Consider the following 26,968-nt stretch of genomic DNA (forward strand, 5'->3'; position numbering starts at 1 on the left):
GACGGGCTGGGCAGTGAGTCACGCTGCCTGACGCGGACCAAACCGTCGAAACCACCGACGGCCAGGAGCTGCAAGCTCAGTCCCTTCAGGGCTGAGAAGCTGACATTCTTCTGGTGACGCGGATCTTCGACTGCTTGTGGGGCAGCCGCTCCCAGTCGTCCATGAAGACGGCGTCGAGGCCGTGGCGGTCGGCCATGGCCACGAGGGTCTCGGTGCGGTAGTAGAAGTCCTCGCGCAGCACCTGGTGTTCCTTGCCCACGGTGCGGTCGAAGGTGAAGTCGAACCAGCCGCCCGCCCGCATCACCCGCCCGACGTGGGCGAAGCACTCCTCGATGACCTCCGGCGGCGAGTGCGAGAAGACGCTGTGGGCGTGCACGACGTCGAAGTGGGCGTCGGGCAGGAACGCGAAGCGCAGGTCGCGCACCGGGGTCAGGTGCGGCAGTTTGTCGTGCAGGCCGTGCTCGACGATGGTGTCCTGGGCGGCGATCAGGATGTCGGGCGAGATGTCGATGCCGTAGTAGTTGCCGTGGTCGAGATAGTCGATGAACAGCCGGCCGGCCCGCAGGTTGCCGCAGCCGATCTCGAGCATCCGGAACTCCGGCTTGAGCCCATGCTCCCTCAGGTAGTCGAACTGCATCCGCCCGAGCGCCAGCCAGCGTTTGTGGGAGTGGGAGCCCACCGCGCCCTCGGGGCTCCGGGCGGCGTCGGACTTCATGACGGCCCGGTAGTAGGCGACGTGGTCGCGGGTGCGCAGCCGCAGCCACGTGTCACGGGTCAGCCGCCGCAGGTGCGGCACGATCTTGTGCGGATGACGCAGCGCGTAACCGGCCTGGTGGACGAGGCTGGAGCGGGTTCGAGGCATGGCGGGATCACCAGACTTGTGGAGGCGGCGACGTTCCCTCGACCGTAGACACAGGGCCGTGGGCGCTCAATCGCTTTCCGTGAGCGTCCGGTAAAAGAATCTTGACGGAGCCCGGGACGGGTCAGTGGCGCGCGGAGTGGCGGGGGCGTGCCGGGGCGGGATCGAGCTCGGCGACGAGCTCGCAGGCGCTCGTGACGGGGTCGAGCGTGTGGGCCCGGACTGCCAGCTTCCGCAGCAGCTCACGGAACAGGTCGCGCTCGTCCGCCGCCAGCGGCGCGAGCACGTGCTCTTCGGCGTGTTCGAGCCGGGAGCACAGGCTCGTCCAGGTGGCCCTGCCGTCGGCGGTGGCCAGGACGCGCTTGTTGCGCCGGTCGGCGGGGTCGGGGCGGCGCTCGACCAGCCCGGCCTGCTCCAGGTCGTCGATCAGGTAGGTCATGACCGTCTTGTCGATGCCGAGCCGCTGCGCCAGCGCGCCCTGCCCGCCGGGCAGCTCCTGGGCGGCGGCGGCCAGCACCTGGTAGCCCCGAGCGCCGCCGGGCAGCTCGGCGACCAGGGCGTCGGCGATGCGGACGTAGGCGCGGAAGACGACTCCGAGACTCCAGCCGAGGTCGCGGTCCAGCGCGTCGGGCACGGTGTCGGACACCGTGTCGGGCACGGCGTCGGGCACGGCGTCGGGCACGGTGTCGGGCACGGTGTCGGGCTTCGCGGGCGTGGTCTCGGGCACGGCTCTAGCCTACCCGGACAGACAGTTGAACAGATCATCTGTTTGACCATTCGTCTGTTTCACATATCATTTGGCCCACCTCCGGAGGCCGCGATCGCCCCTCACTCCGGTGACACCCCACACGAAGGGACACGACAGCGATGGCGGACCACGGCCACGATCTGATGTTCGGCACATTCCTCACCCCGGCGGCCCAGCAGGCCGAGCGGGTGGTAGAGCTGGGCCAGCTGACCGAGCAGGTCGGCCTGGACCTGGTGACGGCCCAGGACCACCCCTACCAGTCACGCTTCCTCGACACCTGGACGCTGCTCTCGGTGATCGCGGCCCGTACCTCGACGGTGCTGGTCTCGCCCAACGTGGCCAACCTGCCGTTGCGCCCACCCGCGGTGCTCGCCCGCAGCGTCGCCAGCCTCGACCTCCTCAGCGGCGGCCGCGTCGAGCTCGGGCTCGGAGCGGGCGCCTTCTGGGACGCGATCGCCGCCGTCGGCGGCCCGCGCCTCGATGCCCCACGCGGCGTCGACGCGCTGGAGGAGGGCATCCGGGTGATCCGCGCGATGTGGGACACCACGAGCAGCCCGGTGCGCGTCGACGGCGAGCACCACCGGGTCGTGGGCGCGCATCCCGGTCCCGCGCCCGCCCACGACGTCGCCATCTGGCTGGGCGCCTACAAGAAGCGGATGCTGGCGCTGACCGGGCGGGTCGCCGACGGCTGGCTGCCCAGCAGCGCCTACGCCGCCCCCGACACGCTGCCCGCACTGCACCAGATCATCGACGAGGCCGCCGTCGCCGCCGGGCGCCGGCCCGGTGACGTCCGCCGCCTGTACAACATCCAGGGCACCTTCGCCGGGCGGGGCACCGGGTTCCTCAACGGGCCGGCGGGCACCTGGGCCGAGCAGCTCGCCGAGCTCGCCCTCGAACAGGGGATCAGCGTCTTCATCCTGGCCGGCGACGACCCCGACGTGATCCGCCGCTACGCCGCCGAGGTCGCGCCCGCCGTACGGGAACTCGTCGAGCACGAACGGGCGCGCCAGTCCCGGGACGAGAGGTCCCCGGCCGAGCAGGCGCCGGGCGGGCAGGCGGCCACCGGGCGCATCACCGACGACATCATCGGCGAGAGCACCGGTGAGCGGGCGCCGCGGCCGGTGACGGCGGTCGTCAGGACCGGGGCGCTGCGGGTCACGCCGACGCCGGACGACGGCGTCCGGCTCAGCGACGTCCGGGTGTGGGACGAGAGCGCCCGCCCGACCGGGCCGGCCCCCGATCCGGAGCGCCGCTACACGCCGCACGAGCAGGCGGCCGGGCAGCACCTCGTCGACGTGCACGACCACCTGCGCCAGGAGCTGCGGGAGATCCGCCGGCTCGTCGAGAAGGTGACCGCCGGCACGATGGACGTCGGCGCCGCCCGCTCGCACATCAACACGATGACCATGCGCCAGAACAACTGGACGCTCGGCGCCTACTGCGAGTCCTACTGCCGGGTCGTCACCACGCATCACACGATCGAGGACCAGAGTCTGTTCCCGCGCCTGCGCCGCGCGGACCCGGCGCTGGCGCCGGTCGTCGACCGCCTGGAAGCCGAGCATCGCGCCATCCACGACGTCCTCGACGGCGTCGACCGGGCCCTCGTCGCGCTCGTCGGCGAACCCGGCGGGACCCAGGCGCTGCGTGACGCCGTCGACCTGCTCACCGACACGCTGCTGTCGCACCTGTCGTACGAGGAGAGGGAGCTCGTCGAGCCGCTCGCCCGCCTCGGCTAATACCAGGTTTGACTTATATAAGCAGGACCTGAAACACTCGGGACGTGCACGCATTCGACGTCCTCGGCGACCCGATCCGGCGCCGGATCCTGGAGCTCCTCGCCGACGGCGAGCTCAGCTCAGGCGAGGTCACCGCCGTCATCCGGCGCGAGTTCGGCATCTCCCAGCCGGCCGTCTCCCAGCATCTGCGGGTGCTGCGTGACAACGGGTTCGCCACGGTGCGCGCCGAGGGCACCCGGAGGCTGTACGCCGTGGAGCCCGGCCCGCTGCAGGAGGTGGACCTCTGGCTGGAACGGTTCCGCGGCTTCTGGGAGCAGCGCCTGGACGCGCTGGCCACCGAGCTGGCGCGGGGCAAGCGGGAGCGCCGGGCCAAGGACGCCCACTCGAGAAACGAGAATTCATGATCGACATCATCAACGAGCTCAACCGGGCCCGCCGCGAGGTGAGTGACGGCGCCGAGGTCAAGACCATCGTGGTGAGCCGCCGCTACGACGCCGCGGTGGAGGACGTGTGGGACGCCTGCACCGACGCCGAGCGGATCGGCCGCTGGTTCCTGCCCGTCACCGGCGATCTCCGGCTCGGCGGCCACTACCAGCTCAAGGGCAACGCCGGCGGCGAGATCCTGCGGTGCGAGCCGCCCCACCTGCTGAAGGTGTCCTGGGTCATGGGCGAGGCCCCCGGACTGTCGGAGGTCGAGGTGCGGCTGACGGCCGAGGGCGGCGACGCCACGCTCTTCGAGCTGCGCCACACCGCGCAGGTGCCGCCGGAGATGTGGTCGCACTACGGTCCCGGCGCGGTCGGCGTCGGCTGGGACCTCGCGGTGCTCGGCCTGGGCCTGCACCTGGCCGGAGGCTCCATCTCCGATCCGGACGCCTGGCAGCGCACCGACGAGGCCCGCCGGTTCATGACGGCGAGCGGCGAGGCGTGGGGCGAGGCCTTCCAGGCGGCCGGCGCCCCGCCCGAGCAGGTGGCCGGCGCGGTCGCGCGCACCCTCACGTTCTACGTCCCCGAAACTCCCGAACAGGAGTAACACCGATATGTCACAGAAGATCACCACGTTTCTCATGTTCCAGGGCAATGATGCCGAAGAAGCAATGACGTACTACATGTCGCTGTTCGACGACTCCGAGATCCTGTCGATCAGCCGCTACGACGCCGACGGGCCGGGCAAGGAGGGCACGGTGCAGCACGCCCTGTTCACCCTCGCCGGCCAGCCCTACATGGCCATCGACAGCCACGTGAAGCACGACTTCGGCTTCACCCCGTCGATCTCGCTCTACGTGAACTGCGAGTCCGCCGACGAGATCGAGCGCCTCTACGCGGCGCTGCTCGACAAGGGCGGGGCGCTGATGCCGCTCGGCTCCTACGGCTTCAGCACCAAGTTCGGCTGGGTCAACGACCGCTTCGGGGTCTCCTGGCAGCTCAACCTGGCCTGACCGCCCATCCAGATGAGCAGGATCGGCTACCTCCACGCCGGGTGGATGCCTGCAGTTCCACTTCGGCGCCTTCGACGAGTTCCTCCGCGAACTCATCGTCGAGGGCACCCTCGAAGGACTGGCCTCGGCCCGCGCACGCGGTCGCGTCGCCGGGGCCAGCGGCCCTGGACGCCCACGGGGTGGAGGTGGCGCCGACGTGGCCGGCCGCTCTGCGGTACCCGTCGGGGTCGGCGAAGCGCACGACGATGTGGCTGCCGGGGACCATGCGCTTGAACTCCTCAGGAGTGCCCTCGGCCACCAGCCAGCCCTGGCTGGGCAGCGCGATGCGGTCGGCGAGTTCGTCGGCCTCCTCCAGGTATTGGGTGGTCAGGAAGATGGTCACGCCGTCCTGCTGGACGAGGTCCCGGACGATCTGCCACATGGTGCGGCGGCTGCGCGGGTCCAGGCCCGTGGTCGGTTCGTCGAGGAAGATGAGCTTGGGCGTGCCGACCATGGTCATGGCGAGGTCGAGCCGGCGGCGCATGCCGCCCGAGTAGGTGACCGCGGGCTGACGCGCGGCGTCGGTGAGGTCGAAGCGTTCCAGCAGTTCGCGGACGCGCCTGCGGCCCTTGGCGCGGCCGAGGTGGAGCAGGTCGGCCATGAGTCGCAGGTTCTCCTCGCCGGTGAGGAAGCTGTCGACCGCGGAGAACTGGCCGGTGACGCCGATCGCGGCACGCACCTTGTCGGGTTCCTTGGCCAGGTCGTATCCGGCGACCCAGATCTCGCCCGCGTCGGCCTTGATCAGGGTGGACAGGATCTGCACTGCGGTGGTCTTGCCCGCGCCGTTGGGGCCGAGCAGGGAGAAGACGGTGCCCTGCGGGATGGTGAGGTCGATGCCGTCCAGGACACGGTGGGCGCCGTAGGACTTACGCAGCCCCGTCACCGAGACGAAGGTTCGCATCGCGTCCACCCCCGATCCCAGGTGACGGGCAGGCTGTGCACGCCGTATACCTGCGAGAGGTCGGCGCGCAGCGACAGCTCTTCAGCCGGTACGGCGAGCCGCAGCGTCGGGAAGCGGGTGTGCCGGGGTGCGTCCATGCCGGTCAGGTCGCCGACGGGGGCGGGCGGCAGGTGCCCGCCCGCCAGGGGGTGGTAGTGGGAGCTGAAGCGCAGGTCGGCGAGGATCTGGCGGACCGGGTCGTATTTGGTGATCATCCAGACGCCGGGGGTGCCCTCGGGCGCAGCCACGGCCGCAACGGCGGCCCCAGCGACTACCGCCCCGAGCGGGCGCAGCAGGCGACAGCGCGGCGGGCGCGGCGCGGCACCCCGGCACGTTCGGCCGAACCCCAGGACCGCAAGGTCTTCGAGGTGGAAGAGGGAGCCGTCGAGATGGCGATCGGAATGGGCCTGCCGAAAATGGTGGCGCGCGTGCTCATCGGCCTGTGGCTGAGCGAGGACGGCAGGCTCACTGCGGCCGAGCTGTCGCGCGGGCTGAAAGTCAGTCCCGCCTCGATCTCCATGGCGGTGGGCTACCTGACCCAGCAGGGGCTGATCAGGCGCGAACGTGATCCGCAGCGGCGGCACGACGTCTACGTGGTCGACGATGACGCCTGGTACCACTCGACGGTGATCAGCTCGCGGCAGACGCTCGCGGCGGCGGAGATCGCGAAGGCGGCGGGGGAGACGCTCGGGCTCGACACGCCAGTGGGACGCCGCCTGGCCAGGGGCGGTGCGTTCCTGGAGCGGATCAGCCTGGACGCCCTGGCGTCGGCCGAACGCTGGCGCGACCTGCCGCCGTGATCAGACCGCAGGGATTGTGCCCCAGATTTCAAGTGCTGTGGTCCAATCGCCTCCTCAACGCCCACGAGGCCCTGTTCGACCCGCGTAACGAAACTCCCGCACTCAGCGCCACGTCAGCGGCAGCATGTAACGAAACTCCGTGCGAGGCTCCCGAATGCGGGCTGACCGTCAGCCAGCCTGCGACGGGACGTCGCCGCCGCTACTGCTCAACGGCCTCACGGATCTGCCTTCTGGAATGGATCAACAACATGTCTTAACGGCAACCGCCCCTGCTCGCCATGGTGGGACCAGCGTGGGGCACCAGGTGTCGAAAAACGAACGATTCTCAACATGGTCAACAAAGTGCCGTGACCTCAGGAGCGGTCAGGCCAGGTCGGGCGCGCAGGCGGTTTCGGGCGACCGTCCGTCCTCGACTTTCGCGATGGGCTCGCCGACTAGATGTTGCAGCGCGCTCTGCAGCGCGGCCCGCGCTGAGGGGGCGAGGTCGGCCAAGAGCTGGTTCTCGATCGCCTCGATGTCGGCGCGGGCGGCCTTGAGGGCGCGGTCGCCCTCGGGGGTGGCCTCGATGATGCGGGCCCTGCGGTCGGCGGGGTCGGGGCGGCGGCGCACCAGGCCGGCGTCTTCCAGTTCGTCGAGGATGAGGACCAGCTTGCTCTTGTCGACCGATACGGCATGGGCGAGAGCGAGCTGGGTGCGGGCGGGGGCTTCAACGACGGCCACCAGCACCGTGTAACCCCACAAGGTCATGCCGTGCTCGCGCACCGCGGCGGTCTCAGCGGTGGCCAGGCCTTGCTTCAGTCGCGCGAACAGCCAGTGCAGGTCCTGGTGCAGTCCGCTCCCGTGCGGGCCTTCGGATGTGGGGGCGTGCGCCATGGACGTCACGATACCAAGCCAAGATGTTCTTGACTTGAAACCATCTTGGTTTATATTGATTGTGATTCTAAATCATCTTGAATGTGAGGTAATCTTGTGACGTATCTTCTGCATCTGGACGCCAGCGGACGCAGCGAGTCGTTCTCCCGCAAGCTCGGCGAGACCTTCGTGGCCGACTGGCGGGTCGCCCACCCGGACGGCGTCTATACCTACCGGGACCTGGTGGCGGATCCGGTGCCGCCCATCGACGAGGACCGGGTCCGCCTCGCCACCCAGTCATCGGTGAACGGGGTCCGCGACATCGAGACCATGGACCAGCTGGCCGCCGGCGCTCCCGAGCTGACCAGGAGCTGGGCGACCACCCGCCCGTTGGTGGAGCAGCTCCTCGCGGCCGACGTCCTGCTCCTGGGCGTGCCGATGTACAACTTCACGGTGCCCGCCGCGCTCAAGACATGGATCGACCGCGTGACCCTGCCCTGGCTGCCGCTCAAGGGAAAGTCGGCCGTGGTGCTGAGCGCGCGCGGCGGGGGCTACGGGCCCGGCACGCCCCGCGAGCAGTTCGACTTCCAGGAGCCCTATCTGCGCGCCTACTTCTCCGTGCTCGGATTGGACGACGTGGAGTTCGTCCATGCCGAACTCACCCACGCCACGGTCATGCCCTTCCTCGCGCAGTTCCGCGACCAGCACGAGGCCTCCCACGCCGCGGCGCTCGACGCGGTGCGCAGCCTGGCGACCCGGGTGCGTGCCGAGACGCCGTCCTGACCATCATTCCCAAGCCCGTTAGCGAAGCGAAGACAGAAGGACACCCACACTATGAACACCGATCTCAGCGGCCGCGTGGTCCTCATCACCGGCGCGTCGACCGGCATCGGCGCCGCGACCGCCCGCGCCTACGGACGCGAAGGCGCCCGCGTGGCGATCACCTACCGCAGCCACCCCGACAGCGCCGAGAAAGTGGCGGCCGACGTCGAGGCCGCCGGCGGGCAGGCGCACATCGTCCGGCTCGACCTCGAGGACCCGCCCACCATCGACCGCGCCGTCGCGACCGTCATCGAGCGCTGGGGCGGGATCGACGTCCTCGTCGCCAACGCCGTACGCTGGGGCGGCGACGGCCCGCCCGACCCCAGCCTTCGGTTCGAGGACGTGCCACTGCAGGAATGGGACGCCATGATCGGCGCCAACTTGATCGGAACAGCGGCCACGGTCCGCGCCGTCCTGCCCGGCATGCGCGCCAAGGGCTGGGGCCGGGTCGTGCTGATCTCCTCGAGCGTCGCAGAAGAGGGCCTGCCCGGGCCGGGCCCTTACGGCACCGCCAAATCGGGCCTGTACGGCCTCGCCCGCAGCCTGGCTTGGAACGGCGGCCGGGACGGGATCCTGGTCAACGTCGTGGCGCCCGGCTTCACCCTCACCGACAGCCGCCCTGACATCCCGGCGTTCGTCACCGACGCCCTCGCCGCCGCCACCCCCACCCACAGGCTCTCCAACTCCGACGACGTGGCCAATCTCATCGTCTTTCTGGGCTCGGGAGCCAATGGCAACCTCACCGGCGAGGTGATCCGGGACGGCTCCGCCGCCGCCCGAACACCGCACATCGGCGGATAGCGGACCCACCCCGCAACCACATCAATGCGCTCCCCACCCCTGGCGGGTGGGGAGGCGTACCAACTCACCACGGACCGGCGGCTGTCCGGGTACATCCCGAACCCTCGCGGGACCAGCGGTCGCATCCGCTACCAACGACGGTCACGCGCCGAGAGAACTGAAGCCTTGAACCGCCACGCTGTGCCTGGATTCAGGCGCTGGTTGATCCTCTACTGAGGGCCACTCAGGCGCCGCTGAACGAGCCGAGAGTGCCGATGCTCAACCGGGCGCTCAGATCGAGGCGTACCTCGCCGTAGGGGCGGACGTGCAGCCAGAACAGCAGGGTCAGGCCGCGCCGGTCGACCGGGGTGAGCAGGGCGGACCACTCGGGGTCGGCGAGAACGTCTTGAAGCATCAGGACGTTCACCATGACGAGCGAGGCTTGCAAGATTCTCAGACACAGGGCGGTCATCTCCACCTCGTCGCGCCGGTTGGCGTCGGCGACCGAGCAATCCCGGAAGCCGAGATGGTCGCGGATCTCGCCGCGATGACGCTCGATCGTCCGGCCTGACCAGTCGTACAGGCCCAGGCTGCTGGCCGACGTCTTGGTCTGCTTCGCGACGTAGTCGACCACCTCGTCAGGAAACTCCGCCCGTCCGCGCGGGAAACGGCCGTACTGGGTGTAGAACTTCAGCAAGGTCGCGAAGGCAAGGCGCGTGGCGCCGCGCTTGCCACCGATGAGGTCGCGTTCTTCGTCCAGGATCGTTCAGTGCTCGACCAACTCGTCGATGTGCATCGGGGGGCGTCATGTTCGCCCAGCCATGACCAGGCAAGTCACAACAAGATCAACGCCGTTTGGGGCTCATGACACGTTTCTTACCAGAACCCCTCATAGGGTTGGCCCCATGCCCCGGTTCGAGATGCTCACCCACGTTGCCGCCTCCCCGGAGCGGGTGTTCGAAGCGTCCCTGTCGGTGGATGTGCACACGGCCTCGTTCGGCAGGTCGGGGGAGCGGGCTGTGTCGGGGGTCACCTCCGGCCTGCTCACCCTCGGCGACCAGGTCACGTGGGAGGCCCGCCACTTCGGCCTCCGGTGGCGCCTGACCTCGCTGATCAGCGCCTGCGAGGCGCCGTCCTTCTTCGTCGACGAGCAGACGGCGGGGCCCTTCCGGCGTTTTCGCCACGAGCACCGGTTCGCGGCCGACGGCGACGGCACTCTCATGCGGGACGTGGTCGAGTTCGCCTCCCCCTTGGGGGTGCTGGGGGCCGTGGCCGACGCCGTCGTCCTGAGACGCTATCTGGCGCGGCTCATCAGCGTGCGCAACGAGCACCTCAAGGCGTTCACCGAAGCGGGGACGTCCTGACTTCCGCATCGCGTCGCGGCACCCTCGTCGATCAGCCGGGCCGGCTCCACCGGGGCGGTGATCATCGACCAGTGCCCGGAGTCGACGGTCACCAGGTCGTGGCCTGGCGGGCGGGGCGGCTCACCGGGATCCCCCGTGCACGCGGGTGCCGGCCGCCCTTCGGCGAGTTGCGGCCGTGCGCGGAAGGCGGGGTGTCGCTAGTCTGCGGAGCGGAAAATCTGCCGGCGATGGCGCGGATGCTCACCGGCTTGCCCTGGCCGTTCACCGTCAGGAGCCCTCCCGCTCTCGCCGCCGCGCTGGCCGCCCACGTCGCGGCTCTTACCGGCGCCGTCACCCGCTCGCGTCACGCCCTGCGAAGACAAGGAGAACCCCCGATGAAAGATCCCCTGGACGGCGCAGCACCCGGCCCGATGCGCGGGCCGGCGAGCGAGCCCCCGCTGGTAGGCGCCCTCAAGCTCCCCGACGGCTCCTGGATCCGCGGCCGCGGCCTGCGTCGGCCGCCGCCGGAGGGGCCGATGCCCGACTTCGGCCTCTACCTCGGCTCCGGCCGGCTTCGCCGCCGCCACGAGAGCGGGCTACGGTGGCCGCACGCGTGGATCCAGTGGCCCGACTTCCTCCTGCCTCAGGACCATGACCTGGCCATCCGGCAGATCCGCGAGCTGCACGAGCGGGCGCGGGCGGGTGCCGCGGTGGAGGTCGCCTGCGGAGGCGGCATCGGCCGCACCGGCACGGTCATCGCCTGCCTCGCCGTCCTGGCCGGTCTCGACCCGGCCGACGCCGTCGCCTGGACGCGCGAGCACCACCACCATCGAGCCATCGAGACCCCGTGGCAGCGCCGCTGGGTGCTGCGCTTTCCGTAACCTCTTCGCTCCGGGGGAGAACGCGGCCGGTCAGTCCAGCGCGACGGCCTCCTTGAGGAAGACGATGCCGTCGATGGTGTCGAGCTGGGCCGGGTCCAGCGGGAAATAGGCGAAATGGTGGGAGACGCGCGGGGCGGGCTTGGTGACGGTCCCGGCCAGGCGGCGGGCGTCGACGAGGGAGTGGTCCCACGGGAGCGTGGACAGGATGTCCTCGACGGTGTCCGGGGGCGGGGTGTCGCCGTCGATCGTGCCGAAGGCGGAGGCCAGGAAGGCGTACCGGTCGCCGAGGTGCGCTCCGATGATCGCCCCGGCGCTCCACCACTCCAGCACGTGGTCGCCGAACCGCATGAGGCTTCTGGGCCGCTGCAGGTGGAGGTTGTGGGCGAAGACCAGGACCGGGCCGTGCTCGGCGGCCGCGCGCAGGTTGGCCGCCATCATCGCGTCTCGCAGGGCCGACAGCCGGCCGATCCGTGCCGGGGACGGGTCGGCCATCCCGTCGTGGTAGCGGAGCAGGCCGGTGGCGGTGCGCCCGTACAGTGCCGCCCGCTCCCTGTCCGTCGCGTTCATGCGCGGCGTCTGCGTGTCGAGCAGCGCCACCAGGTCGTCGGCGATCAGCCGCAGCCGCTGGGCGTCGGCGGACCGGCCGATCGACTGGGACGGGTCCATGACCGTGGCCTCGTTCGTCCATCGGTCGTCCGGGCCGAGCAGCGTGTCGAGCGTTTCCCTGGTGCAGGGGAGCGGGTCGTCGAGGAGGGCGTGCAGGGAGGTGAGCGCCTGGCGCGGGCTCTCGGCCCAGTACTCCAGCGGGCCGTCGAAGCCGAAGAACCGGAGCTTTTCGTCATGCTCGGCGTTGTACGCGCGCATCCAGCGTACGAGCTCGCGGTTGGCCGGTGAGGCGCCGAAGCTGTGGCTGAAGCCGCGTTCCATCACGTCGTCGAGCGTGCCCGCGCCCGTCATGATGTGGTCGTCCACCACCAGGCCCCTGAGGCAGTCGCTCTCGATGGCGAACGACCGGTAGCCCTCGTGCTCGACCAGATGCCGGAAGATCTCGTTGCGCAGCTCGCCCAGCTCACCCACGAAATGCCTGGCCTCGCCCAGGCCGAGCAGCAGGGGCTTGGCGGGAAGCGACCGCAGGAACGCCGAGACACCCGCGCCGTCGAGCGGCCGGGCCATGTCCTTGATATCCATGCCTTAGACGGTATCGTTGAACACTCAGTGTAAACTTTTCCGGGAAATCCCCCCTTCTGTCGCGGTCAACCTTCAATCGGTGATGCATCCATGAGGCCAGTGGACCTGGCGCGCGAGCACGGCCTGTCCACCCAGGCGATCAGAAACTACGAGGACGCCGGCATCCTGCCCGCCGCCGAACGCACCGTCCACGGCTACCGCACCTACACGCCGCTGCACGCGGGGGCCCTGCGCGCGTTCCTCGCCCTCGTGGCCGGGCACGGCCACCAGACGGCCACGTCGATCATGCGGGCGGTCAACCGGGGCGCCGTCGAGGACGCGCTGCGGCTCATCGACGAGAGCCACGGCCAGCTCCTCGACGACCGCCGCACCCTCCAGGCCGTCGAGGACGCGCTGCGGGATCTGGCGCCCGTGCCGCAGGAGCGCGGCGACACGTTCATCGGCCCGCTGTCCAGGAGGCTCGGCATCCGCCCTGCCACCCTGCGCAAATGGGAGACGGCCGGGCTGGTCCGGCCGCGCCGCGATCCGCTGACGGGCTACCGGGTCTACAGCGCGGCCGACGTACGGGACGTCCGGCTGGCCCACCAGCTCAGGCGGGGCGGCTACCTGCTGGAGCAGATCGCCCCGCTGATCGCTCAGGTCCGTGCCGCCGGAGGCGTCGCTCCGCTGGAATCGACCCTGCGCGACTGGCGGGCCCGCCTGTCGGCCCGGGGCCGCGCCATGCTCAAGGGCGCGGCCGACCTGGACGCGTATCTCCGCGCCGGTTGAGACCACCCGGAACCATGCTCAGGTCTCTTGCGTCAGCAGCTTTCTACCTGTCGGCCTGAAATGCCATGACACTATCGTGAGAATGAGAAGAAACAGCGCCGGAAGCAATTGATACCAGGGGTCACCTGAGGCGATATGCGAGAACATCCCTCCGGTAAGGAGGAAGAAGATGCCCGCATAGGCCCATTCCTTGAGCAGTGGATATTTGGGGACAACGATCGCCACCGCTCCTAAGAGCTTCCACGTGCCCAGCATCGTGAGAATATAGACGGGATAGCCCAGCTCCACGATGCCCCAGGCATACGGTGGCGCCAACGCCCCCACGCCTTCGGCTCTCAACAATTGTTGAGCCCCGGAACCGATCAGCCCCGACGCGAGGCCCAGGGTGGAAAGCCAATAGACGATCTGTCGGCTGCTTGCCATATCGCTTCTGCTCCTTGTCGGCTGACTCTGCTGCTCGCGCTCGGACAGGCCTTGCTTGTCTTGATGCGGCGCGCTCGTCACGTTATTGCGCGTTGATCGGCCGACGCTTCTCGATTCTTGACCGATCCGACCCCGGCCGGCCGGCCGTGGAACGTGATCACGATGGTCTTCACGGGCCGGTCATCAGGACGCCTTCGCTGGGGTGAGGGGTTCGGGATGGGCAGGGGTGTGGGCGCGGCCAGGCAGCAGCGAGGTCGCGGCGAGCACGGCCGCGATGAGCGCGCTGACGAGCCAGAAGACGCCGTGGAAGCCGGTGATCACGTTCGCGGCGGTCTGCATGATGAGGGTGACCAGGGCGATGCCGAGCGCGGCGCCGAGCTGGTTGAGCATGTAGAGGACCGAGCTACCCTGCGCGACCAGCGGTCCGGGCAGGCTCCGGTAGAGCGAGCCCATCGTCGGCGCGCTGAAGCAGCCCATGCCCAGGCCGATGGCCAGCGCCGCCAGTACCGGCCACGCCTGAGCGGTGCCGGCGTCGATCCGGGTGAAGGCCAGGGCGCTGAGCCCGGCCACAAGCGCGCCGACGGCGGCCAGCTTCCGGGCGCCGATCCGGTCGGACAGCCGGCCCGCGAGCGGCATGGCAATGGCGCCGCCCAGGCCCGCCGGCGCCATCAGCAGCCCGGCGGCGAGCACGCCATGGCCGTGTGCCTGCTGGTGGTACAGCGGGAGCGCGAAAAGGGTCGCGAAGTTGGCCAGCCCGCCCAGTCCCATGATGGTGACGCTGGCGGTGAACCCCCGGCTGGCGAACATCCGGACCTCGATCAGCGGTGGCGTGCGGCGGGCACCGAACGCGCGCAGGACATAGCCGGTGATCAGGACGATGCCCGCGGCCAGCGGCAGCAGCGCCTGCCAGACGGTGACCGCTCCGTGCTCGGCCGTCTGCGACAGGGCCAGGACGAGCGCGGCGAACCCCGGCGCGAGCAGGGCCAGTCCCAGGACGTCGAGCCGGACCGCCGGGTGGCGTCCGGCTGGCGGGTCTGCCGGCAGCACGCGTACGGCCAGCAGGTAGGCGATCAGGCCGACGGGCACGCTGAGCAGGAACATCCACCGCCACGACAGGCCGCCCAGCACGGCGCCGCCCGCGACCGGCCCCAGGACCGGGCCGAGCGACAGCACCACGCCCATCAGGCCCATGACGCGCCCGGCGCGCGCCGGTCCGGCCGCGCGGGCCAGCAGGATCAGCACGAGCGGGTCGAGCATCCCGGCGCCGAAGCCCTGCAGGGTGCGGAAGGCGATCAGGCTGGCGGCGTTCCAGGCGAGCCCGGCGGCCAGCGACCCGGCGATGAACACCGCCAGGCCCGCGAGCCACAGCCGCCGTCCGCCGTAGCGGTCGACCGCCCACGTGGTGAAGGGGATGGTGGCGGTGACGGCGAGCAGGAAGCCGGTGGAGGCCCAGCCGATCGTGGCGAGCGAGGCGTCCAGGGCGCTCGCCAGCGTCTTGGTGGCGACCGCGGCCATCGTGCTGTTGAGGATGCCCAGCAAGCCGCCGAGCAGGACGACGCCGATCAACGCCAGCAGTGGCCGGCCTAGACGGCCATCCGAAGAGGTTGAACTCATGGGTTCAAACTAGTTGCCTGATCAATCCAACACAACTCATTCGTTCATCATGCTGAACCAATGAGTACAATCGAGGCATGGTCAGCGCACGCGGACGCATCGACAAACGGCAGGCGATCCTGGACGGCGCCTTCACCGTGTTCGCCCGTCAGGGCTACGCCCAGGCCTGCGTCCAGGAGATCGCCAATGAGGCCGGCGTGGCCAAACCCACGGTGTACAACCACCTCACCGACAAGGCGACCCTCTTCCGGCACGCGATCCAGGCCGCGGCCCAGAGCGTGCTGGACCAGCGGCTGGCCGCGCTGCAACCGCTCACCGAGCCCGGCACCGACCTCCGCGCCACCCTGGAGGAGGTCGGCCACCACCTGGTGCGCCTGCACGCCGACGACCGCTCCTGCGCACTGCGGCGCCTGCTGTACGCGGAGCTCACCCATTTCCCCGACATCCTCGACTTCGCCGTCGAGAGCGGTCCGCACCGTCTCAGCCAGGCACTCGCCGACCGGATGGCACGACTCATCCTCGCCGGCCGTCTCCGCGCCACCGACCCCGACCAGGCCGCCGAACACTTCCTGGCCCTGCTCGTCGGTCCGCTGGAGCCACGCTCCCACATGGGCACCCGCCAGATCGGCGACACCGAACTGCGGAAGATCGCCTGCGCCGCCGCCGACACCTTCCTCCGTGCCTTCGGCGCTGAGAACGCGAACGCGCGGCAGCCCGCCGAGTAGCCTCCTGAGCGAAGGGCGAGCCGGTCGGTGCCGGCGCCCGAATCCGGTCCGATCCTCCAAGCGCCGCCAATTGCATCGGATGCGAACTCGCGACAGGTGGAGAATCTGCCCGGAGAGGGGAGCAATCACGCTGTGGACCTGCGTACTTGAGCAGGATTCTGGCCGCGACGATACCGGTCACGAGGGCCTTGCTGCGACCCGTGCAGGGGGCTGGCCTGGGACTCCGCCGACGACTCGCATAGGATGCGGTTTTCTCGCATCTGATGCGAGTCGCGGAGGGTGGTGAACCGGTGGGGTTCAACGGGTCGATACCGGGGGCGGCCGGGCTGCACCTGGTCGACGGGGTCGCGTTGCTGCGGCCGGAAGAACAGGTCTTCGCGGCGATGCTGATGGGGTTCGCCAACCAGCAGCTCGCGCGGAATCTGGCCCGGACGACCGTGGAGGGCCGAGAGAACACAATCAAGGCGTTCGCGGACTACGTGAACACCTACCCCTGGCACTGGACACCGGCGATGGTCGACGAGTGGCTCGGTGACCTGCGCTCGCTGCGGGACCTGAAGCGCTCCACGATCCGCTCGTACTCCGAGGCCGTGCGGGCGTTCTGCCACTTCATCACCGATCCGCTCTACGAGTGGACGGCGACCTGCGGAGAGCGGTTCGGTACCCACCCGGTGCAGGTCGTGCACGAGTGGAACACCGCCATGCACGTCCAGGACAACGAGGCGGACGCGAAGAAGCGCGCGTTCACCAAGGCCGAGCTGCACGCCTTCTTCGCGCACTGCGACGACGAGGTCGCCCGCATCCGGGCCTTCGGCCGCAAGGGCTGGCTGCCCGCCTTTCGCGACGCGACCCTGTTCAAGACCGCCTACGCTTTCGGACTGCGGCGCAACGAGACGCGGATGTTGCTGGACGCCGCCGACTTCGGCCGCAACCCGCACGGCGGCGAGTTCGGCGTGTACGGCCGGTGCCAGGTCCGGTTCGGCAAGGCCAAGAAGGGCTCGCCGCCCAAGCGCCGCGGGGTGCTGACCGTGTTCGACTGGACTCCGGACGTCCTGGACGAGTGGTTCACCGAGGTCCACCCGCTGTTCGGCACCAACGACAACCCGGCGGCCTGGCCTTCCGAACGGGGCCTGCGGATCGGCTGCCAGCGGCTCAACTCCCGCTTCATCGCCTACCGCAAGGCCCTGGGCCTCGACGAGGGGCTGGACTTCCACTCCTTCCGCAGGTCCTACGTCACCCACCTCATCGAGGACGGCTGGGACCCGCGCTTCGTCCAGGAGCAAGTCGGCCACGAGCACGCCAGCACCACCTCGCTCTACACCTGCGTCTCCTCGGACTTCCGCACCCGCACCCTGCGGCGGCACCTGGATGCCACCATCGCCGCGGCCCTTGGGACCCAGACCGGGAGGCAGGCATGAAACGCAAGGTCGGCTACACGTGGCGGCTGCGTGAGGTCATGGCCCAGCACCAGATTTTCACGGCCACCGAACTGGTGCCGCTGCTGCGCGAACGGGGCATCGACTTGTCCGCCTCCCAGGTCCACCGCCTGGTCTCCGGCACCCCGGAACGCCTGTCGTTGCAGGTCATGGCCGCGCTCTGCGACATCCTGTCCTGCACTCCGGCCGACCTGGTGGACACCACCGCCGAGAACGCCGGGGTCCGCAAGACCGCCACCGACAACCTGCCCGCACCGCCCGCGAACGTCGCGAAGCTGCGGCCCCGCGCGGCCCGCATCCTGCCCGACGCATGACCCGCACCTACGCCACCGGCGAGCAGTACGAACGCCGGTACATGGCCGAGTGCTGCCGCTGCGGCCGCCGCAGGCACAAGGCCGGCACCTGGCCGGATGGATACGTCTGCCGCACCTGTTCGGACCGCGCCGTCCGGACACGGGGTACCTGTCCGGGATGCGGCCAGGACCGGGCCCTGCCTGGGCTCCGCCTCGGTGACGGAGTCCCGATCTGCACCACCTGCGCCGGCTTCTCCCGAACCTTCGACTGCTCACGCTGCGGCTTCGAGGGCAAGCTCCTGGGCGGGCGGCTGTGTGAGCGCTGCACGCTCAGCGACCGCCTCACCGCGCTCCTGGACGACGGCACCGGCCGCATCCGTCCCGCGCTGGTCCCGCTGTTCAACCTGCTGGTGGCGATGGAGAAGCCCGGCAGCGGACTGGCCTGGCTGGCCATGCGCCGCAGCCAACCGGCGAACGCCTCCCGATTGCTGCAACAGCTCGGCCTCGGCCAGATCTCGCTGACCCACGACGCCTTCCACGAGCTCCAGCCCTGGCGAACCGCCGCTCACCTGGAAGAACTCCTGATGACCAGCGGAGTCCTGCCTACGGTCGACAAGTACCTCTGCTCCTTCCAACGCTGGCTTCCCGGGCATCTGGCCAGCATCACCGACTCCGAGCACGTCAAAACGATCAGGCTCTTCGCGACCTGGCGCGTCCTCCCGCGGCTGCGGGCCCGCGCCGAGCGAAGCCACATCACACCCAGCGTCCGGAGGTTCGCCGCCGAACAGATCAAGTACGCGACCGCCTTCCTGCAATGGCTCGGCCAACGCAACAACAGCCTCGCGTCCTGCGGCCAGATCGACATCGACGCCTGGTGGGCCGAGAGCAGCGAACACGGCCGCACCTGCCTGAGGGCCTTTCTCAGCTGGGCCATGCAGACCCGTAACTGCCCACGCTCCCTGTCCATCCCCGCGATGAAGGTCTCCCGGCGGGCCGCACTGAGCGAAGACGAACGCCTCGACGCCCTTGGCCGACTGCTGACCGACACGGAGATTCCGATACGTCTGCGTGTCGCGGGGGTCATCGTGCTCCTCTATGCGCAGCCCGTGAGCCGCATCGTCCGGCTCAGCGTCGACGACGTGGTCCACGACGGCGACACCCTACTGTTACGGCTCGGTGAACCCGCCTCGCCCGTTCCCGCACCGGTCGCCGCTCTGCTGCTGGAGCACATAGCGAACCGCGACAACATGAACACCGCCACCAACCCCGCCTCCCGATGGCTCTTCCCGGGCCGCCGGGCAGGACAGCCAGCCCGCCCCGACCACCTGTCCGCGCTCCTGAACGAGGCCGGGATCCCGGCCTCCGCAGCACGTGGCGCCGCCATCCGCCAGCAGCTCCTCGAACTGCCCGCTCCCGTCGTTGCCGACGCTCTCGGCTACCACCACAAGACCACCAGCCGCCTCATCAGAGAGACCGGCGGGACATGGAGCCGATACGCCGCTGGCGATCACACAAGGTCACCGACAAGCCGGCCTCCTCGGGGAGCCGGCGACAGTTGACTACGAGAGCCCACAGCAGAAGGCCATTCTCTAGCGGAGACGGGCCAGCAAGTGGGCGTCCAGGAAGCCCCGCTCGGAGGCCGGGTCGTGGAGCAGCCGCGCGAATGTGGCGAACCCAGCCCCGGCCAGCAACTCGGCGAAGCGGTCCGCCGGCCAGCTATAGGCGGGTGTCACCTTGTGGTCGAAGCGGACCGGCTCGGGCGCGTCGGTTCCGAAGAACGAGACCAGGAGAAGGCCCCCCGGCGCCAGGACACGCGCCTGCTCGGCGAGCAGCGCGGGTAGTTCCCCAGGAGGGGTGTGAATCATCGAGTAGTGGGCCAGCACGCCGCCGAGCGCGCCGTCCTCAACTGGGAGTTCCTCCATCCGGGCCTCATCGAACTTCAGCGCCGGATGGGCCCGCCGAGCGTGGTCGACCATGGCCGGAGAGAGGTCGAGCCCGAAGGCATCCAGCCCCAGGTCGTGCAGCATGGCCGTCAGATGTCCGGGCCCGCAGCCGACATCCGCCACCCGCGAATTCCCCGTCCCACGCACCAACTCGGCGAAGGTGCCGATCATGTTCCGCGTGAACGGCTGCGTCTCCAGTCGGTTAGCGAACATCGACGCATATAACTCGACGACCCCGTCGTAGGCCGTCCTGGTCTCGTCCTGGTGCTTCGCCACGGGAAGGAAGTTAGCACCCCCCATTCTCAGCTGTTCTCCGGCCCGGTGCCGAATCCTGCGCCGTCGTATCGGACTCGCTCGGCTACCAGGACAAGGCCATCACCCGGTGGCGCGACAAGCCGCTGGCGACCACAGTCAGTCACCAGCTGACTGGACTCCCCGGGGAACTGGCGACAGTTGATTAGGCGATCACACCAGTACCGGAGGCCGCGTACCTGGCCTAGCTCGACTGCTCGCCGCTGAGCCTCGGCCACGCCCCGCCTCGGCCTGGGTCCTCCCGTCGGCACTCGCGGACGAGCAGCTCGCGCGCCCGCCCGGCGGCCGAGGCGGCGAGCGTCTCCAGGGCGGCCACGTCCACGCCGGGGGCGGGCTCCAGCCCGAGCGGCGCGAACTCCACGTCCGGCGGCGGCGGGTCGGGCAGCGGCGGCACCCCCAGCGCGAACGCCGCCCCGGCGAGCGTGCCCGCCGGGGCGGCGGCGGAGGCTGAGGGGGCGGCGGAGGCGGCGGGCCGCCGCAACGCGCCGACCAGCTCCCGCTCGCCGCGCCCGCGCAGCAGGAGCAGCACGAACGGGTCCGCGTCGAGCAGCCAGGACGCCTGGTAGCAGAGCGCGGCGGCGTGCTGGCAGGGGTGGCCCCAGTCGGGGCAGGAGCACTCCGGTTCCAGGTCGCCGAGGGCGGGCAGCAGCGGCACGGCCGCCTCTTCGGCGGCTGCCACCAGATCGTGCGGCATGTCGCGGTCGAGCAGCGCGGCCAGGTGCCCGGCCTTGGCGGCCACCTGGTCGAGGAACCGCCGCCATTCGTCGTCGGTGAGCCGCTCGACGTGGACGACGGTGTCGTAGTCGTTCTCGGTCAGGGCGGCGATGCGGCCGGGGCTGACCGTGATCGGGCCGACCTGCCCGGTCTTGGCGTAGGCGCGGCCCTTACGCAGCAGGACCTGGTCCAGCGAGGTGTCCTCCAGGGCCTTGATCCAGGCACGGCCCCACCAGCTGGTGGCGAAGCGGGCGCCGGCCCGCTGCGGGGGGAACGCGGGGAATCCTCTGGCGTCGTTCAACGGAGCTCCACGAGTTCGGCGAGTTCGGCGTCGGTCAGTTCGGTGAGCGCGGCCTCGCCGGAGGCGAGCACCGACTCGGCCAGGGAGCGCTTGGCGGCGAGCATGCCGGCGATGCGGTCCTCGATCGTGCCCTCGGTGATCAGCCGGTGCACCTGGACGGGCCGGTTCTGGCCGATGCGGTGGGCACGGTCGGTGGCCTGGTCCTCGACCGCCGGATTCCACCAGCGGTCGTAGTGGATGACATGGTCGGCGCGGGTGAGGTTGAGCCCGGTGCCGGCGGCCTTGAGCGACAGCAGGAAGACGGGCGCGTGGCCCTCCTGGAAGCGCCGGACCATCTCCTCCCGGCGGGCCACCGGTGTGCCGCCGTGCAGGAACTGGGTGGCGACCCCTCTGGCCGTCAGGTGCCGCTCCAGCAACCGGGCCATGGCGACGTACTGGGTGAACACCAGCACCGCGCCGTCCTCGGCCAGGATGGTGTCGATCAGCTCGTCGAGCAGCTCCAGCTTGCCCGAGCGGCCGGCCAGCCTGGGAGCCGTCTCGTGCAGATACTGGGCCGGGTGGTTGCAGATCTGCTTGAGGCCGGTCAGCAGCTTGACGATCAGGCCGCGCCTGGCCATGCCGTCCGCGTCCTCGATCCGCGCCATGATCTCGCGTACGACGGCCTCGTAGAGCCCCGCCTGCTCGGTGGTGAGCGCCACCGGCCGGTCGGTCTCGGTCTTGGGCGGCAGCTCGGGCGCGACGCCCGGGTCGGACTTGCGGCGGCGCAGCAGGAACGGCCCCACCAGCCGGGCCAGCCGCTCGGCCGCCGCGGAGTCGCCCGACTCGACCGGCTTGGCCCACCGTGACCTGAACCGGCCCAGCGGCCCGAGCAGCCCGGGGGTGGTCCAGTCGAGGATGGCCCACAGCTCCGACAGGTTGTTCTCGACCGGGGTGCCGGTCAGCGCGACGCGGGCGCCGGCGGGGATCTCGCGCAGCGCCTTGGCGGTGCTCGACGCGGGATTCTTGACGTGCTGGGCCTCGTCGGCCACCAGCAGGCCCCACGGGTGCGCGGCCAGCTGCTCGGCGTCCAGCCGCATGGTGCCGTACGTGGTCAGGACGAACCCGTCGTCGACCAGCGCGCGGGCGGCGCCGTGGTAGCGGCGGACCGGCACGCCGGGCGCGAACCTGGCGATCTCCCGCTCCCAGTTGCCCAGCAGCGAGGCGGGACAGACGACCAGGGTGGGCCCGCTGCCGCGCCGGTGCAGGTGCAGGGCGATCAGCGTGATCGTCTTGCCCAGGCCCATGTCGTCGGCCAGGCAGCCGCCGAGCCCGAGCGAGGTCATCCTGGCCAGCCAGCGCAGCCCTCGCAGCTGGTAGTCGCGCAGGGTCGCGGCCAGCCCGTCGGGCGGGCCGAGGTCCTCCGGCTCGGCGAGGCGGTCGCGCAGGTCGCGCAGCCAGGCGCTGGGCTCCACCGCCACCGGCTCGTCGCCCAGCTCCGCGAGCTGGACGGTGCCGGTCAGCGCGGCGCCGAGCGCGTCGAGGGCAGTCAGCGGCTTGAGGTCACGCTGGCGGGCCTTGCGGGCCAGGTCGGGGTCGATGAGCACCCACTGGTCGCGCAGCCGTACGACCGGGCGGTGCGCCTCGGCCAGCCGGTCCATCTCGGCCGCGGTGAGCGGCTCGCCGCCGAGCGCGAGCTGCCAGTCGAAGCTGGTCAGGTGGTGCCCGCCGAGGAACGACGGCAGGTCGGACGGGGCGGCGTCGCGTCCGCCGACGACGGCGCGGGCGCTGAGACCGCGCACCATGGACCGGGGCCAGTGCACCTCCACCCCGGCGGCGGCCAGCCGCTCGGCCGCCCCGGCCAGCAGCTGCTCGACGTCGCCGTCGGACAGCGTGAGCTCGTCGGGGACGGCGACGTCGAGCAGCCCCGCCAGTGGCGGCCAGACGCGGGCGGCCCGGCGTAGCGCGACGGTGACGTCGATCCGGGCTCGGTCGCCGAACCCGGGATCCCGGCCCTCCCACAGGTCGGCGGCGTCCACCACGAGCGACGGGTCGGCCAGGCTGTGCAGCTGGACGACGGCGCGGAACTCCCCGGCCGGCGGGTCGTCGGCCTCCACGCGCAGCGACAGCCGCACCCCGGAGTCGAGCCCGGCCGCGACCTCGTCGGCCCACCCGCGCAGCCGCGGCACCTTCACCGGTCTGGTGTCGGCGAACGCCGCCGTGCCGGTGGCGCGCACCGCGCCGGGGGAGCGCGGCATCGCGTCGGCCACCGCGTCGAGGAACGCCCGCACCAGCTTCTCCGCGTCCGGCAGCACCGCCTCCTCCGCCGCGCCGGCGGAGGTTTCGACGGGTACGGCACGCGCCGTGGCGGGCATGGCGCCGGCCAGTTCCCTGACGCGCTGGACGTCGGCCGCGTCGAACGGCCCCGCCCGCCAGGAGTCGTGGTCGCCGGCGCTCACCCCGGGCAGGATGCGTCCCCGGGCGACCAGTTGCAGCGCCACCAGCGCGGCGGCGCCCCAGAAGCGGGCGGCGGGGTGCGCCCGCTCGTCGCCGCGCGCTCTGGCCAAGGTGGCCACGGCCTCGGCGACGGGCACCCGGACGGCCGCGGCCTCACGGACGCGCAGAGCGCCGTCGTGCTGCTCGACGACTGTGACCGTCGCGTCGCCGCGGGGGTCGAGGAAGGCCATCCGGCCGGTCCTGGGTGGGTCACCCGGCTCGAAGACGACGGACCGCTGTGCCAGATCGATGGGAGAACTCACAACCGTACAGTGTACGGTATGTGTGGGCCGTCGAGATCGCCACAGGCGCGATCGGCCATCGCCGCTCGCGGTCGTCAGCGGTCCCAGAGCGGCTCGGCGCTCTCGAGCACCCGCCCCTCGGCCGTGAAGATCAGGTAGCGGTCGAAGTCCGCGGCGAACCAGCGGTCGTGGGTGACCGCCAGCACGGTGCCCTCGAAGGCGGCCAGCCCCTGCTGCAACGCCTCCGCGCTGGCCAGGTCGAGGTTGTCGGTGGGCTCGTCAAGCAGCAGCAGGGTCGCGCCGGACAGCTCCAGCAGCAGGATCTGCAGCCGCGCCTGCTGCCCGCCCGACAGCGTCTCGAAGCGCTGGCCTCCGGCGGGGGCGAGCTCGTAGCGGGCCAGCGCGGCCATGGCGTCGTCGCGGGCCAGCCGGTGCTCGGTCATGACGATCTCGGCGACCGTACGGCCGTGCAGGTCGGGGCGGGTATGGGTCTGGGCGAACAGGCCCGCCGAGACCCGGGCGCCCAGCCTGGCCAGCCCGGTGTGCTCGATCGGCTCCCCGGCCAGCAGGCGCAGGAAGTGCGTCTTGCCGGTGCCGTTGAGGCCGAGGACCGCGACCCGCTCGCCGTACCAGATCTCGGTGTCGAAGGCGTCCAGCAGGCCCGTGAGCCGCAGCCGCTCGCACGTGACGGCGCGCTTGCCGGTGCGGCCGCCGCGCAGCCGGATGCGGATGTTCTGCCGGCGGGGGACCCGCTCGGGCGGACCGGCCCGCTCAAACCTGTCGAGCCGGGTGAGCGCCGCCTGGTAGGCCGTGGCCAGCGCGTCGTTGCCCTTGGCGCGCTGGCGCAGCACGTGCACGAGGTCGCGCAGCCTGGCGTGCTCGTCGTCCCAGCGGCGGCGCAGCTCCTCCAGCCGGCGCACCCGGTCCTGCCGCGCCTGCCCGTAGCCGGCGAAGCCGCCGCCGTGCACCCACACGCCGCGCGACTCGACCGTCACGATCCGGTCGGCCGTCTCGGCGAGCAGCCTTCGGTCGTGGGATACCAGCAGCACGGTCTTGGCGCTGGCCCGCAGCTCGCCTTCCAGCCACTGCTTGGCCGGCACGTCCAGGAAGTTGTCCGGCTCGTCGAGCAGCAGCACCCGGTCGGGCCCGCGCAGCAGCGCGCGCAGCATGAGCCGCTTCTGCTCGCCCCCCGACAGCGTGCCCAGCGGCCGGCTCCTGACCTGCTCGTACGGCAGGCCGAGCGCCTGCGTGGCGCACACGTCCCACACCACCTCCAGCTCGTAGCCGCCGGTGTCGGCGTAGTCGCTGAGGGCCTGGGCGTAGGCGAGCTGGGCCGGCTCGTCGTCACGCTCGCCGATCGCCGCCTCGGCCCGGGCCAGCGCGGCGGCGGCCCGCCTGACCGGGCCCGGCGCGACGGCCAGCAGCAGGTCGGCCACCGTGCCCGGGCCCAGGAACTGCCGCATCACGCCGATCCCGCCGGACACGGCCACCCGCCCCGAGGCGGGCTCCAGCTCTCCGGCGATCAGTCGCAGCAGGGTGGTCTTGCCCGCGCCGTTCGGCCCGACCAGCGCCGCCTTGCCGCCCTCGCCGACCCGGAACGACACCCGGTCCAGCAGCGGCCGCCCGTCAGGCAGCAGGTACGTCAACTCACTGACCTCGATATGGCTCATTGTTCCAGTACTAGACCATCGATCCGGATCTCGTACAACGTTTTTCGGCGGATCGTCGTGATGGCGGCCCGGCACGTTCCGTGATCTTCCGGGGGTCGCGCCAGAACTACCAGATCGGTATAAGTGGGACATCTGACTGGTATCACGATCACCCTGACGCACCACCAGGAGAACCATGTCCACGCGCACCCGGCTGCTCCCGGCCGCCCTCGCCCTGGCGTTACTCACCACCGGCGCCGTCGCCCAACCGGCCTCGGCCGCCGCACCCCTCACCGCCTCCGCGACAACGGCCGACGACGCCCTGCTGGCCAAGCTCACCGCCATCCCCGGCCTGACCGTCGTCTCCGAGACCCAGCCGAGCGGCTTCCGCTTCTTCGTCCTCACCCTCACCCAGCCGGTGGACCACCGCCACCCCGGCAAGGGCACGTACCAGCAGCGCTTCACCCTGCTGCACCGCTCCGACGACGCTCCCGTGGTGCTCTACACCAGCGGCTACGGCCTGCCCGTCAACCCGAGCGCCTCCCAGACCGAGCCGACCCGGCTGCTCGGCGCCAACCAGGTCTCGGTCGAGCACCGGTTCTTCCGCAGCTCACGCCCGGACCCGGCCGACTGGTCCAAGCTCGACATCTGGCAGGAGGCCAGCGACGAGCACCGCATCGTCCAGGCCCTCAAGACCGTCTACCACGGCAAGTGGATCCAGACCGGCGCCAGCAAGGGCGGCATGACCTCGGTCTACCACCGCCGCTTCTACCCCGGCGACGTGGACGGCGTGGTCGCCTACGTCGCGCCGAACGACCGGGTCAACCCCGCCGACCGCGCCTACGACGAGTTCTTCGCGAACGTGGGCGACGCCCCCTGCCGCACCGTGCTGGACAACGTGCAGAAGGAGGCGCTCAAGCGGCGCGACAGGCTGGTGCCCAGGTTCGAGGCCGAGGCCGCGCAGAACGGCTACACCTTCACCAGGTCGCTCGGCACCGCCGACCGGTCGTTCGAGATGACCGTCCTCGACTCGGTGTGGGCCTTCTGGCAGTACTCCAGCGAGAGCGACTGCGCGGACGTGCCGCCCGCCACGGCCACCGACGACGAGATCTACGACTGGATCGACACCGTCGCCGGATTCTCCTTCTACACCGACCAGGGCATGGACTACTACGTCCCCTACTATCGCCAGGCGGCCGCCCAGCTCGGCTGGCCCGAGCTCACGTTCAAGCACCTGCGCGGCCTGACCCGCTACCCCGGGCTCTACCAGCCCAACTCCGTCCTCCCCGCCGCACTGCGCACCTTCCACAACCCGCTCCCGATGCTGAACGTCGACCACTGGGTGAGCAAGCAGTCCAGCCGGATGATGTTCGTCTACGGCCAGAACGACCCGTGGAGCGCGGAGCGGTTCACGCCCAGCCGCAACGACTCCCACCTGTACGTCGCTCCCGGCGCCAACCACGGGGCGAACATCTCCCGCCTGCCCGACGCCGAGCGCCAGGCGGCCACGGACACCCTGCTGCGCTGGGCCGGAGTGAGCGGCGCCCAGGCGAACCAGCGCACCGCGCCCTCCATCCCCGACGACGACATGCTGCCCGACCGTCACACCTTCTGAACCACCTGATCCGCCCGTGTACCGGATCGTCGATCCG

28 protein-coding genes are annotated in these 26,968 nt (G+C 70.7%); 15 read left to right on the forward strand and 13 right to left on the reverse strand.

Annotated elements, in window-relative coordinates; all coding sequences use genetic code 11:
• Positions 1 to 85: 85 nt before the first annotated feature.
• Both IEY82_RS03995 and IEY82_RS04000 read right to left on the reverse strand, forming a co-directional pair.
• Positions 86 to 862: a class I SAM-dependent DNA methyltransferase gene (locus IEY82_RS03995; RefSeq protein ID WP_189122606.1), complete on the reverse strand. Its 777-nt coding sequence runs from the start codon at positions 860 to 862 to the stop codon at positions 86 to 88.
• 121 nt (positions 863 to 983) lie between these two features.
• Positions 984 to 1,586 (reverse strand): MarR family winged helix-turn-helix transcriptional regulator, encoded by a 603-nt coding sequence (locus IEY82_RS04000; protein ID WP_225262318.1) that lies wholly within the window; start codon positions 1,584 to 1,586, stop codon positions 984 to 986.
• Positions 1,587 to 1,726: 140 nt separating this feature from the next.
• On the opposite strand from IEY82_RS04000, the gene IEY82_RS04005 reads away from it, so the two are divergent.
• Genes IEY82_RS04005 through IEY82_RS04020 form a run of 4 tightly spaced genes read left to right on the forward strand, consistent with a single transcriptional unit; the run spans position 1,727 to position 4,779 of the window.
• Positions 1,727 to 3,343, forward strand: coding sequence for an LLM class flavin-dependent oxidoreductase (locus tag IEY82_RS04005; RefSeq protein ID WP_189122607.1), 1,617 nt, complete (start codon positions 1,727 to 1,729; stop codon positions 3,341 to 3,343).
• 44 nt (positions 3,344 to 3,387) lie between these two features.
• The gene (locus IEY82_RS04010; protein ID WP_189122608.1) at positions 3,388 to 3,747 is read left to right on the forward strand and encodes an ArsR/SmtB family transcription factor; all 360 of its coding nucleotides are present in this window, start codon (positions 3,388 to 3,390) and stop codon (positions 3,745 to 3,747) included.
• A complete protein-coding gene (locus IEY82_RS04015) occupies positions 3,744 to 4,373 on the forward strand; it encodes an SRPBCC family protein (RefSeq protein ID WP_189122609.1) in 630 nt (209 codons plus the stop codon). Before IEY82_RS04010 ends, IEY82_RS04015 begins: the two co-directional genes overlap by 4 nt.
• Positions 4,374 to 4,380: 7 nt before the next feature.
• Entirely contained in the window at positions 4,381 to 4,779 is a 399-nt protein-coding gene (locus IEY82_RS04020; protein WP_189122610.1) for a VOC family protein, read from the forward strand.
• On the opposite strand, the gene IEY82_RS04025 is transcribed toward IEY82_RS04020, so the two are convergent.
• On the reverse strand, positions 4,766 to 5,719 hold the full coding sequence (locus IEY82_RS04025; RefSeq protein WP_189122611.1) for an ABC transporter ATP-binding protein: 954 nt from the start codon (positions 5,717 to 5,719) through the stop codon (positions 4,766 to 4,768). The two genes, IEY82_RS04020 and IEY82_RS04025, sit on opposite strands and share 14 nt — an antisense overlap.
• Positions 5,698 to 6,006 (reverse strand): hypothetical protein, encoded by a 309-nt coding sequence (locus tag IEY82_RS04030; protein ID WP_189123151.1) that lies wholly within the window; start codon positions 6,004 to 6,006, stop codon positions 5,698 to 5,700. The genes IEY82_RS04025 and IEY82_RS04030 overlap by 22 nt, the downstream gene beginning before the upstream one ends.
• A gap of 141 nt (positions 6,007 to 6,147) precedes the next feature.
• Between IEY82_RS04030 and IEY82_RS38865 the strand changes: the two genes are divergently transcribed.
• Positions 6,148 to 6,558, forward strand: a complete 411-nt coding sequence (locus IEY82_RS38865; RefSeq protein WP_225262316.1) for a GbsR/MarR family transcriptional regulator — start codon at positions 6,148 to 6,150, stop codon at positions 6,556 to 6,558.
• A 363-nt stretch (positions 6,559 to 6,921) separates the two neighbouring features.
• On the opposite strand, the gene IEY82_RS04040 is transcribed toward IEY82_RS38865, so the two are convergent.
• On the reverse strand, positions 6,922 to 7,431 hold the full coding sequence (locus tag IEY82_RS04040) for a MarR family winged helix-turn-helix transcriptional regulator (RefSeq protein WP_189123100.1): 510 nt from the start codon (positions 7,429 to 7,431) through the stop codon (positions 6,922 to 6,924).
• Between the two features lie 96 nt (positions 7,432 to 7,527).
• Here IEY82_RS04040 and IEY82_RS04045 point away from each other — a divergent pair, with 96 nt between their 5' ends.
• Both IEY82_RS04045 and IEY82_RS04050 read left to right on the forward strand, forming a co-directional pair.
• Positions 7,528 to 8,193: an FMN-dependent NADH-azoreductase gene (locus IEY82_RS04045; protein ID WP_189122612.1), complete on the forward strand. Its 666-nt coding sequence runs from the start codon at positions 7,528 to 7,530 to the stop codon at positions 8,191 to 8,193.
• A gap of 51 nt (positions 8,194 to 8,244) precedes the next feature.
• Positions 8,245 to 9,033 (forward strand): SDR family NAD(P)-dependent oxidoreductase, encoded by a 789-nt coding sequence (locus IEY82_RS04050; RefSeq protein WP_189122613.1) that lies wholly within the window; start codon positions 8,245 to 8,247, stop codon positions 9,031 to 9,033.
• A 223-nt stretch (positions 9,034 to 9,256) separates the two neighbouring features.
• On the opposite strand, the gene IEY82_RS04055 is transcribed toward IEY82_RS04050, so the two are convergent.
• Complete coding sequence (locus tag IEY82_RS04055) at positions 9,257 to 9,775, reverse strand: DUF4158 domain-containing protein (RefSeq protein WP_189123101.1); 519 nt, start codon at positions 9,773 to 9,775, stop codon at positions 9,257 to 9,259.
• A gap of 142 nt (positions 9,776 to 9,917) precedes the next feature.
• Between IEY82_RS04055 and IEY82_RS04060 the strand changes: the two genes are divergently transcribed.
• Together IEY82_RS04060 and IEY82_RS04065 are read left to right on the forward strand one after the other, a co-directional pair.
• A complete protein-coding gene (locus IEY82_RS04060; protein ID WP_189122614.1) occupies positions 9,918 to 10,376 on the forward strand; it encodes an SRPBCC family protein in 459 nt (152 codons plus the stop codon).
• A gap of 374 nt (positions 10,377 to 10,750) precedes the next feature.
• Positions 10,751 to 11,236 carry a protein-tyrosine phosphatase family protein gene (locus tag IEY82_RS04065; RefSeq protein WP_372459687.1) on the forward strand — a complete coding sequence of 162 codons (486 nt, stop codon included), beginning with the start codon at positions 10,751 to 10,753 and terminating at the stop codon, positions 11,234 to 11,236.
• A gap of 30 nt (positions 11,237 to 11,266) precedes the next feature.
• Here the strand turns inward: IEY82_RS04065 and IEY82_RS04070 are convergent, their stop codons facing one another.
• A complete protein-coding gene (locus IEY82_RS04070; RefSeq protein ID WP_189122615.1) occupies positions 11,267 to 12,424 on the reverse strand; it encodes an erythromycin esterase family protein in 1,158 nt (385 codons plus the stop codon).
• A gap of 90 nt (positions 12,425 to 12,514) precedes the next feature.
• On the opposite strand from IEY82_RS04070, the gene IEY82_RS04075 reads away from it, so the two are divergent.
• Complete coding sequence (locus tag IEY82_RS04075; RefSeq protein ID WP_189122616.1) at positions 12,515 to 13,192, forward strand: TioE family transcriptional regulator; 678 nt, start codon at positions 12,515 to 12,517, stop codon at positions 13,190 to 13,192.
• An 18-nt stretch (positions 13,193 to 13,210) separates the two neighbouring features.
• Here the strand turns inward: IEY82_RS04075 and IEY82_RS04080 are convergent, their stop codons facing one another.
• Positions 13,211 to 13,696 carry a DoxX family protein gene (locus IEY82_RS04080; RefSeq protein ID WP_225262314.1) on the reverse strand — a complete coding sequence of 162 codons (486 nt, stop codon included), beginning with the start codon at positions 13,694 to 13,696 and terminating at the stop codon, positions 13,211 to 13,213.
• 102 nt (positions 13,697 to 13,798) lie between these two features.
• Positions 13,799 to 15,229: a DHA2 family efflux MFS transporter permease subunit gene (locus IEY82_RS04085; RefSeq protein WP_189122617.1), complete on the reverse strand. Its 1,431-nt coding sequence runs from the start codon at positions 15,227 to 15,229 to the stop codon at positions 13,799 to 13,801.
• Between the two features lie 77 nt (positions 15,230 to 15,306).
• Here IEY82_RS04085 and IEY82_RS04090 point away from each other — a divergent pair, with 77 nt between their 5' ends.
• From IEY82_RS04090 to IEY82_RS04105, 4 genes are all read left to right on the forward strand, one after another.
• Entirely contained in the window at positions 15,307 to 15,954 is a 648-nt protein-coding gene (locus IEY82_RS04090) for a TetR/AcrR family transcriptional regulator (RefSeq protein WP_189122618.1), read from the forward strand.
• Positions 15,955 to 16,244: 290 nt separating this feature from the next.
• Positions 16,245 to 17,372: a tyrosine-type recombinase/integrase gene (locus IEY82_RS04095; RefSeq protein ID WP_225262313.1), complete on the forward strand. Its 1,128-nt coding sequence runs from the start codon at positions 16,245 to 16,247 to the stop codon at positions 17,370 to 17,372.
• Entirely contained in the window at positions 17,369 to 17,704 is a 336-nt protein-coding gene (locus IEY82_RS04100; protein WP_093175773.1) for a helix-turn-helix domain-containing protein, read from the forward strand. Before IEY82_RS04095 ends, IEY82_RS04100 begins: the two co-directional genes overlap by 4 nt.
• Positions 17,701 to 19,242, forward strand: coding sequence for a site-specific integrase (locus tag IEY82_RS04105; protein WP_189122620.1), 1,542 nt, complete (start codon positions 17,701 to 17,703; stop codon positions 19,240 to 19,242). Before IEY82_RS04100 ends, IEY82_RS04105 begins: the two co-directional genes overlap by 4 nt.
• 30 nt (positions 19,243 to 19,272) lie before the next feature.
• Here the strand turns inward: IEY82_RS04105 and IEY82_RS04110 are convergent, their stop codons facing one another.
• The 4 genes from IEY82_RS04110 to IEY82_RS04125 all read right to left on the reverse strand — a co-directional run bounded on the left by IEY82_RS04110 (position 19,273) and on the right by IEY82_RS04125 (position 25,337).
• Positions 19,273 to 19,902 carry a class I SAM-dependent methyltransferase gene (locus IEY82_RS04110; protein ID WP_189122621.1) on the reverse strand — a complete coding sequence of 210 codons (630 nt, stop codon included), beginning with the start codon at positions 19,900 to 19,902 and terminating at the stop codon, positions 19,273 to 19,275.
• 220 nt (positions 19,903 to 20,122) lie between these two features.
• On the reverse strand, positions 20,123 to 20,953 hold the full coding sequence (locus tag IEY82_RS04115) for an SWIM zinc finger family protein (RefSeq protein ID WP_189122622.1): 831 nt from the start codon (positions 20,951 to 20,953) through the stop codon (positions 20,123 to 20,125).
• Positions 20,950 to 23,688 carry an SCO1167/SCO6262 family helicase gene (locus IEY82_RS04120; RefSeq protein ID WP_225262311.1) on the reverse strand — a complete coding sequence of 913 codons (2,739 nt, stop codon included), beginning with the start codon at positions 23,686 to 23,688 and terminating at the stop codon, positions 20,950 to 20,952. The genes IEY82_RS04115 and IEY82_RS04120 overlap by 4 nt, the downstream gene beginning before the upstream one ends.
• 74 nt (positions 23,689 to 23,762) lie before the next feature.
• A complete protein-coding gene (locus tag IEY82_RS04125; protein WP_189122623.1) occupies positions 23,763 to 25,337 on the reverse strand; it encodes an ABC-F family ATP-binding cassette domain-containing protein in 1,575 nt (524 codons plus the stop codon).
• A 175-nt stretch (positions 25,338 to 25,512) separates the two neighbouring features.
• Here IEY82_RS04125 and IEY82_RS04130 point away from each other — a divergent pair, with 175 nt between their 5' ends.
• Complete coding sequence (locus tag IEY82_RS04130) at positions 25,513 to 26,931, forward strand: S28 family serine protease (protein ID WP_189122624.1); 1,419 nt, start codon at positions 25,513 to 25,515, stop codon at positions 26,929 to 26,931.
• Positions 26,932 to 26,968: the final 37 nt, after the last annotated feature.

The sequence above is a fragment of the Nonomuraea cavernae genome (assembly GCF_014646355.1).
GTDB classification, from domain to species: Bacteria; Actinomycetota; Actinomycetes; order Streptosporangiales; family Streptosporangiaceae; genus Nonomuraea; species Nonomuraea cavernae.

Bases quoted from the DNA above. Each gene is read 5' to 3' on its own strand.
- IEY82_RS04105 (WP_189122620.1), top strand. From the start codon at position 17,701: ATGACCCGCACCTACGCCACCGGCGAGCAGTACGAACGCCGGTACATG.
- IEY82_RS04070 (WP_189122615.1), bottom strand. From the start codon at position 12,424: ATGGATATCAAGGACATGGCCCGGCCGCTCGACGGCGCGGGTGTCTCG.
- IEY82_RS04050 (WP_189122613.1), top strand. From the start codon at position 8,245: ATGAACACCGATCTCAGCGGCCGCGTGGTCCTCATCACCGGCGCGTCG.
- IEY82_RS04085 (WP_189122617.1), bottom strand. From the start codon at position 15,229: ATGAGTTCAACCTCTTCGGATGGCCGTCTAGGCCGGCCACTGCTGGCG.
- IEY82_RS04060 (WP_189122614.1), top strand. From the start codon at position 9,918: ATGCCCCGGTTCGAGATGCTCACCCACGTTGCCGCCTCCCCGGAGCGG.
- IEY82_RS04130 (WP_189122624.1), top strand. From the start codon at position 25,513: ATGTCCACGCGCACCCGGCTGCTCCCGGCCGCCCTCGCCCTGGCGTTA.
- IEY82_RS04020 (WP_189122610.1), top strand. From the start codon at position 4,381: ATGTCACAGAAGATCACCACGTTTCTCATGTTCCAGGGCAATGATGCC.
- IEY82_RS04075 (WP_189122616.1), top strand. From the start codon at position 12,515: ATGAGGCCAGTGGACCTGGCGCGCGAGCACGGCCTGTCCACCCAGGCG.
- IEY82_RS04015 (WP_189122609.1), top strand. From the start codon at position 3,744: ATGATCGACATCATCAACGAGCTCAACCGGGCCCGCCGCGAGGTGAGT.
- IEY82_RS04040 (WP_189123100.1), bottom strand. From the start codon at position 7,431: ATGGCGCACGCCCCCACATCCGAAGGCCCGCACGGGAGCGGACTGCAC.
- IEY82_RS04090 (WP_189122618.1), top strand. From the start codon at position 15,307: ATGGTCAGCGCACGCGGACGCATCGACAAACGGCAGGCGATCCTGGAC.
- IEY82_RS04125 (WP_189122623.1), bottom strand. From the start codon at position 25,337: ATGAGCCATATCGAGGTCAGTGAGTTGACGTACCTGCTGCCTGACGGG.
- IEY82_RS04005 (WP_189122607.1), top strand. From the start codon at position 1,727: ATGGCGGACCACGGCCACGATCTGATGTTCGGCACATTCCTCACCCCG.
- IEY82_RS03995 (WP_189122606.1), bottom strand. From the start codon at position 862: ATGCCTCGAACCCGCTCCAGCCTCGTCCACCAGGCCGGTTACGCGCTG.
- IEY82_RS38865 (WP_225262316.1), top strand. From the start codon at position 6,148: ATGGCGATCGGAATGGGCCTGCCGAAAATGGTGGCGCGCGTGCTCATC.
- IEY82_RS04025 (WP_189122611.1), bottom strand. From the start codon at position 5,719: ATGCGAACCTTCGTCTCGGTGACGGGGCTGCGTAAGTCCTACGGCGCC.
- IEY82_RS04100 (WP_093175773.1), top strand. From the start codon at position 17,369: ATGAAACGCAAGGTCGGCTACACGTGGCGGCTGCGTGAGGTCATGGCC.
- IEY82_RS04065 (WP_372459687.1), top strand. From the start codon at position 10,751: ATGAAAGATCCCCTGGACGGCGCAGCACCCGGCCCGATGCGCGGGCCG.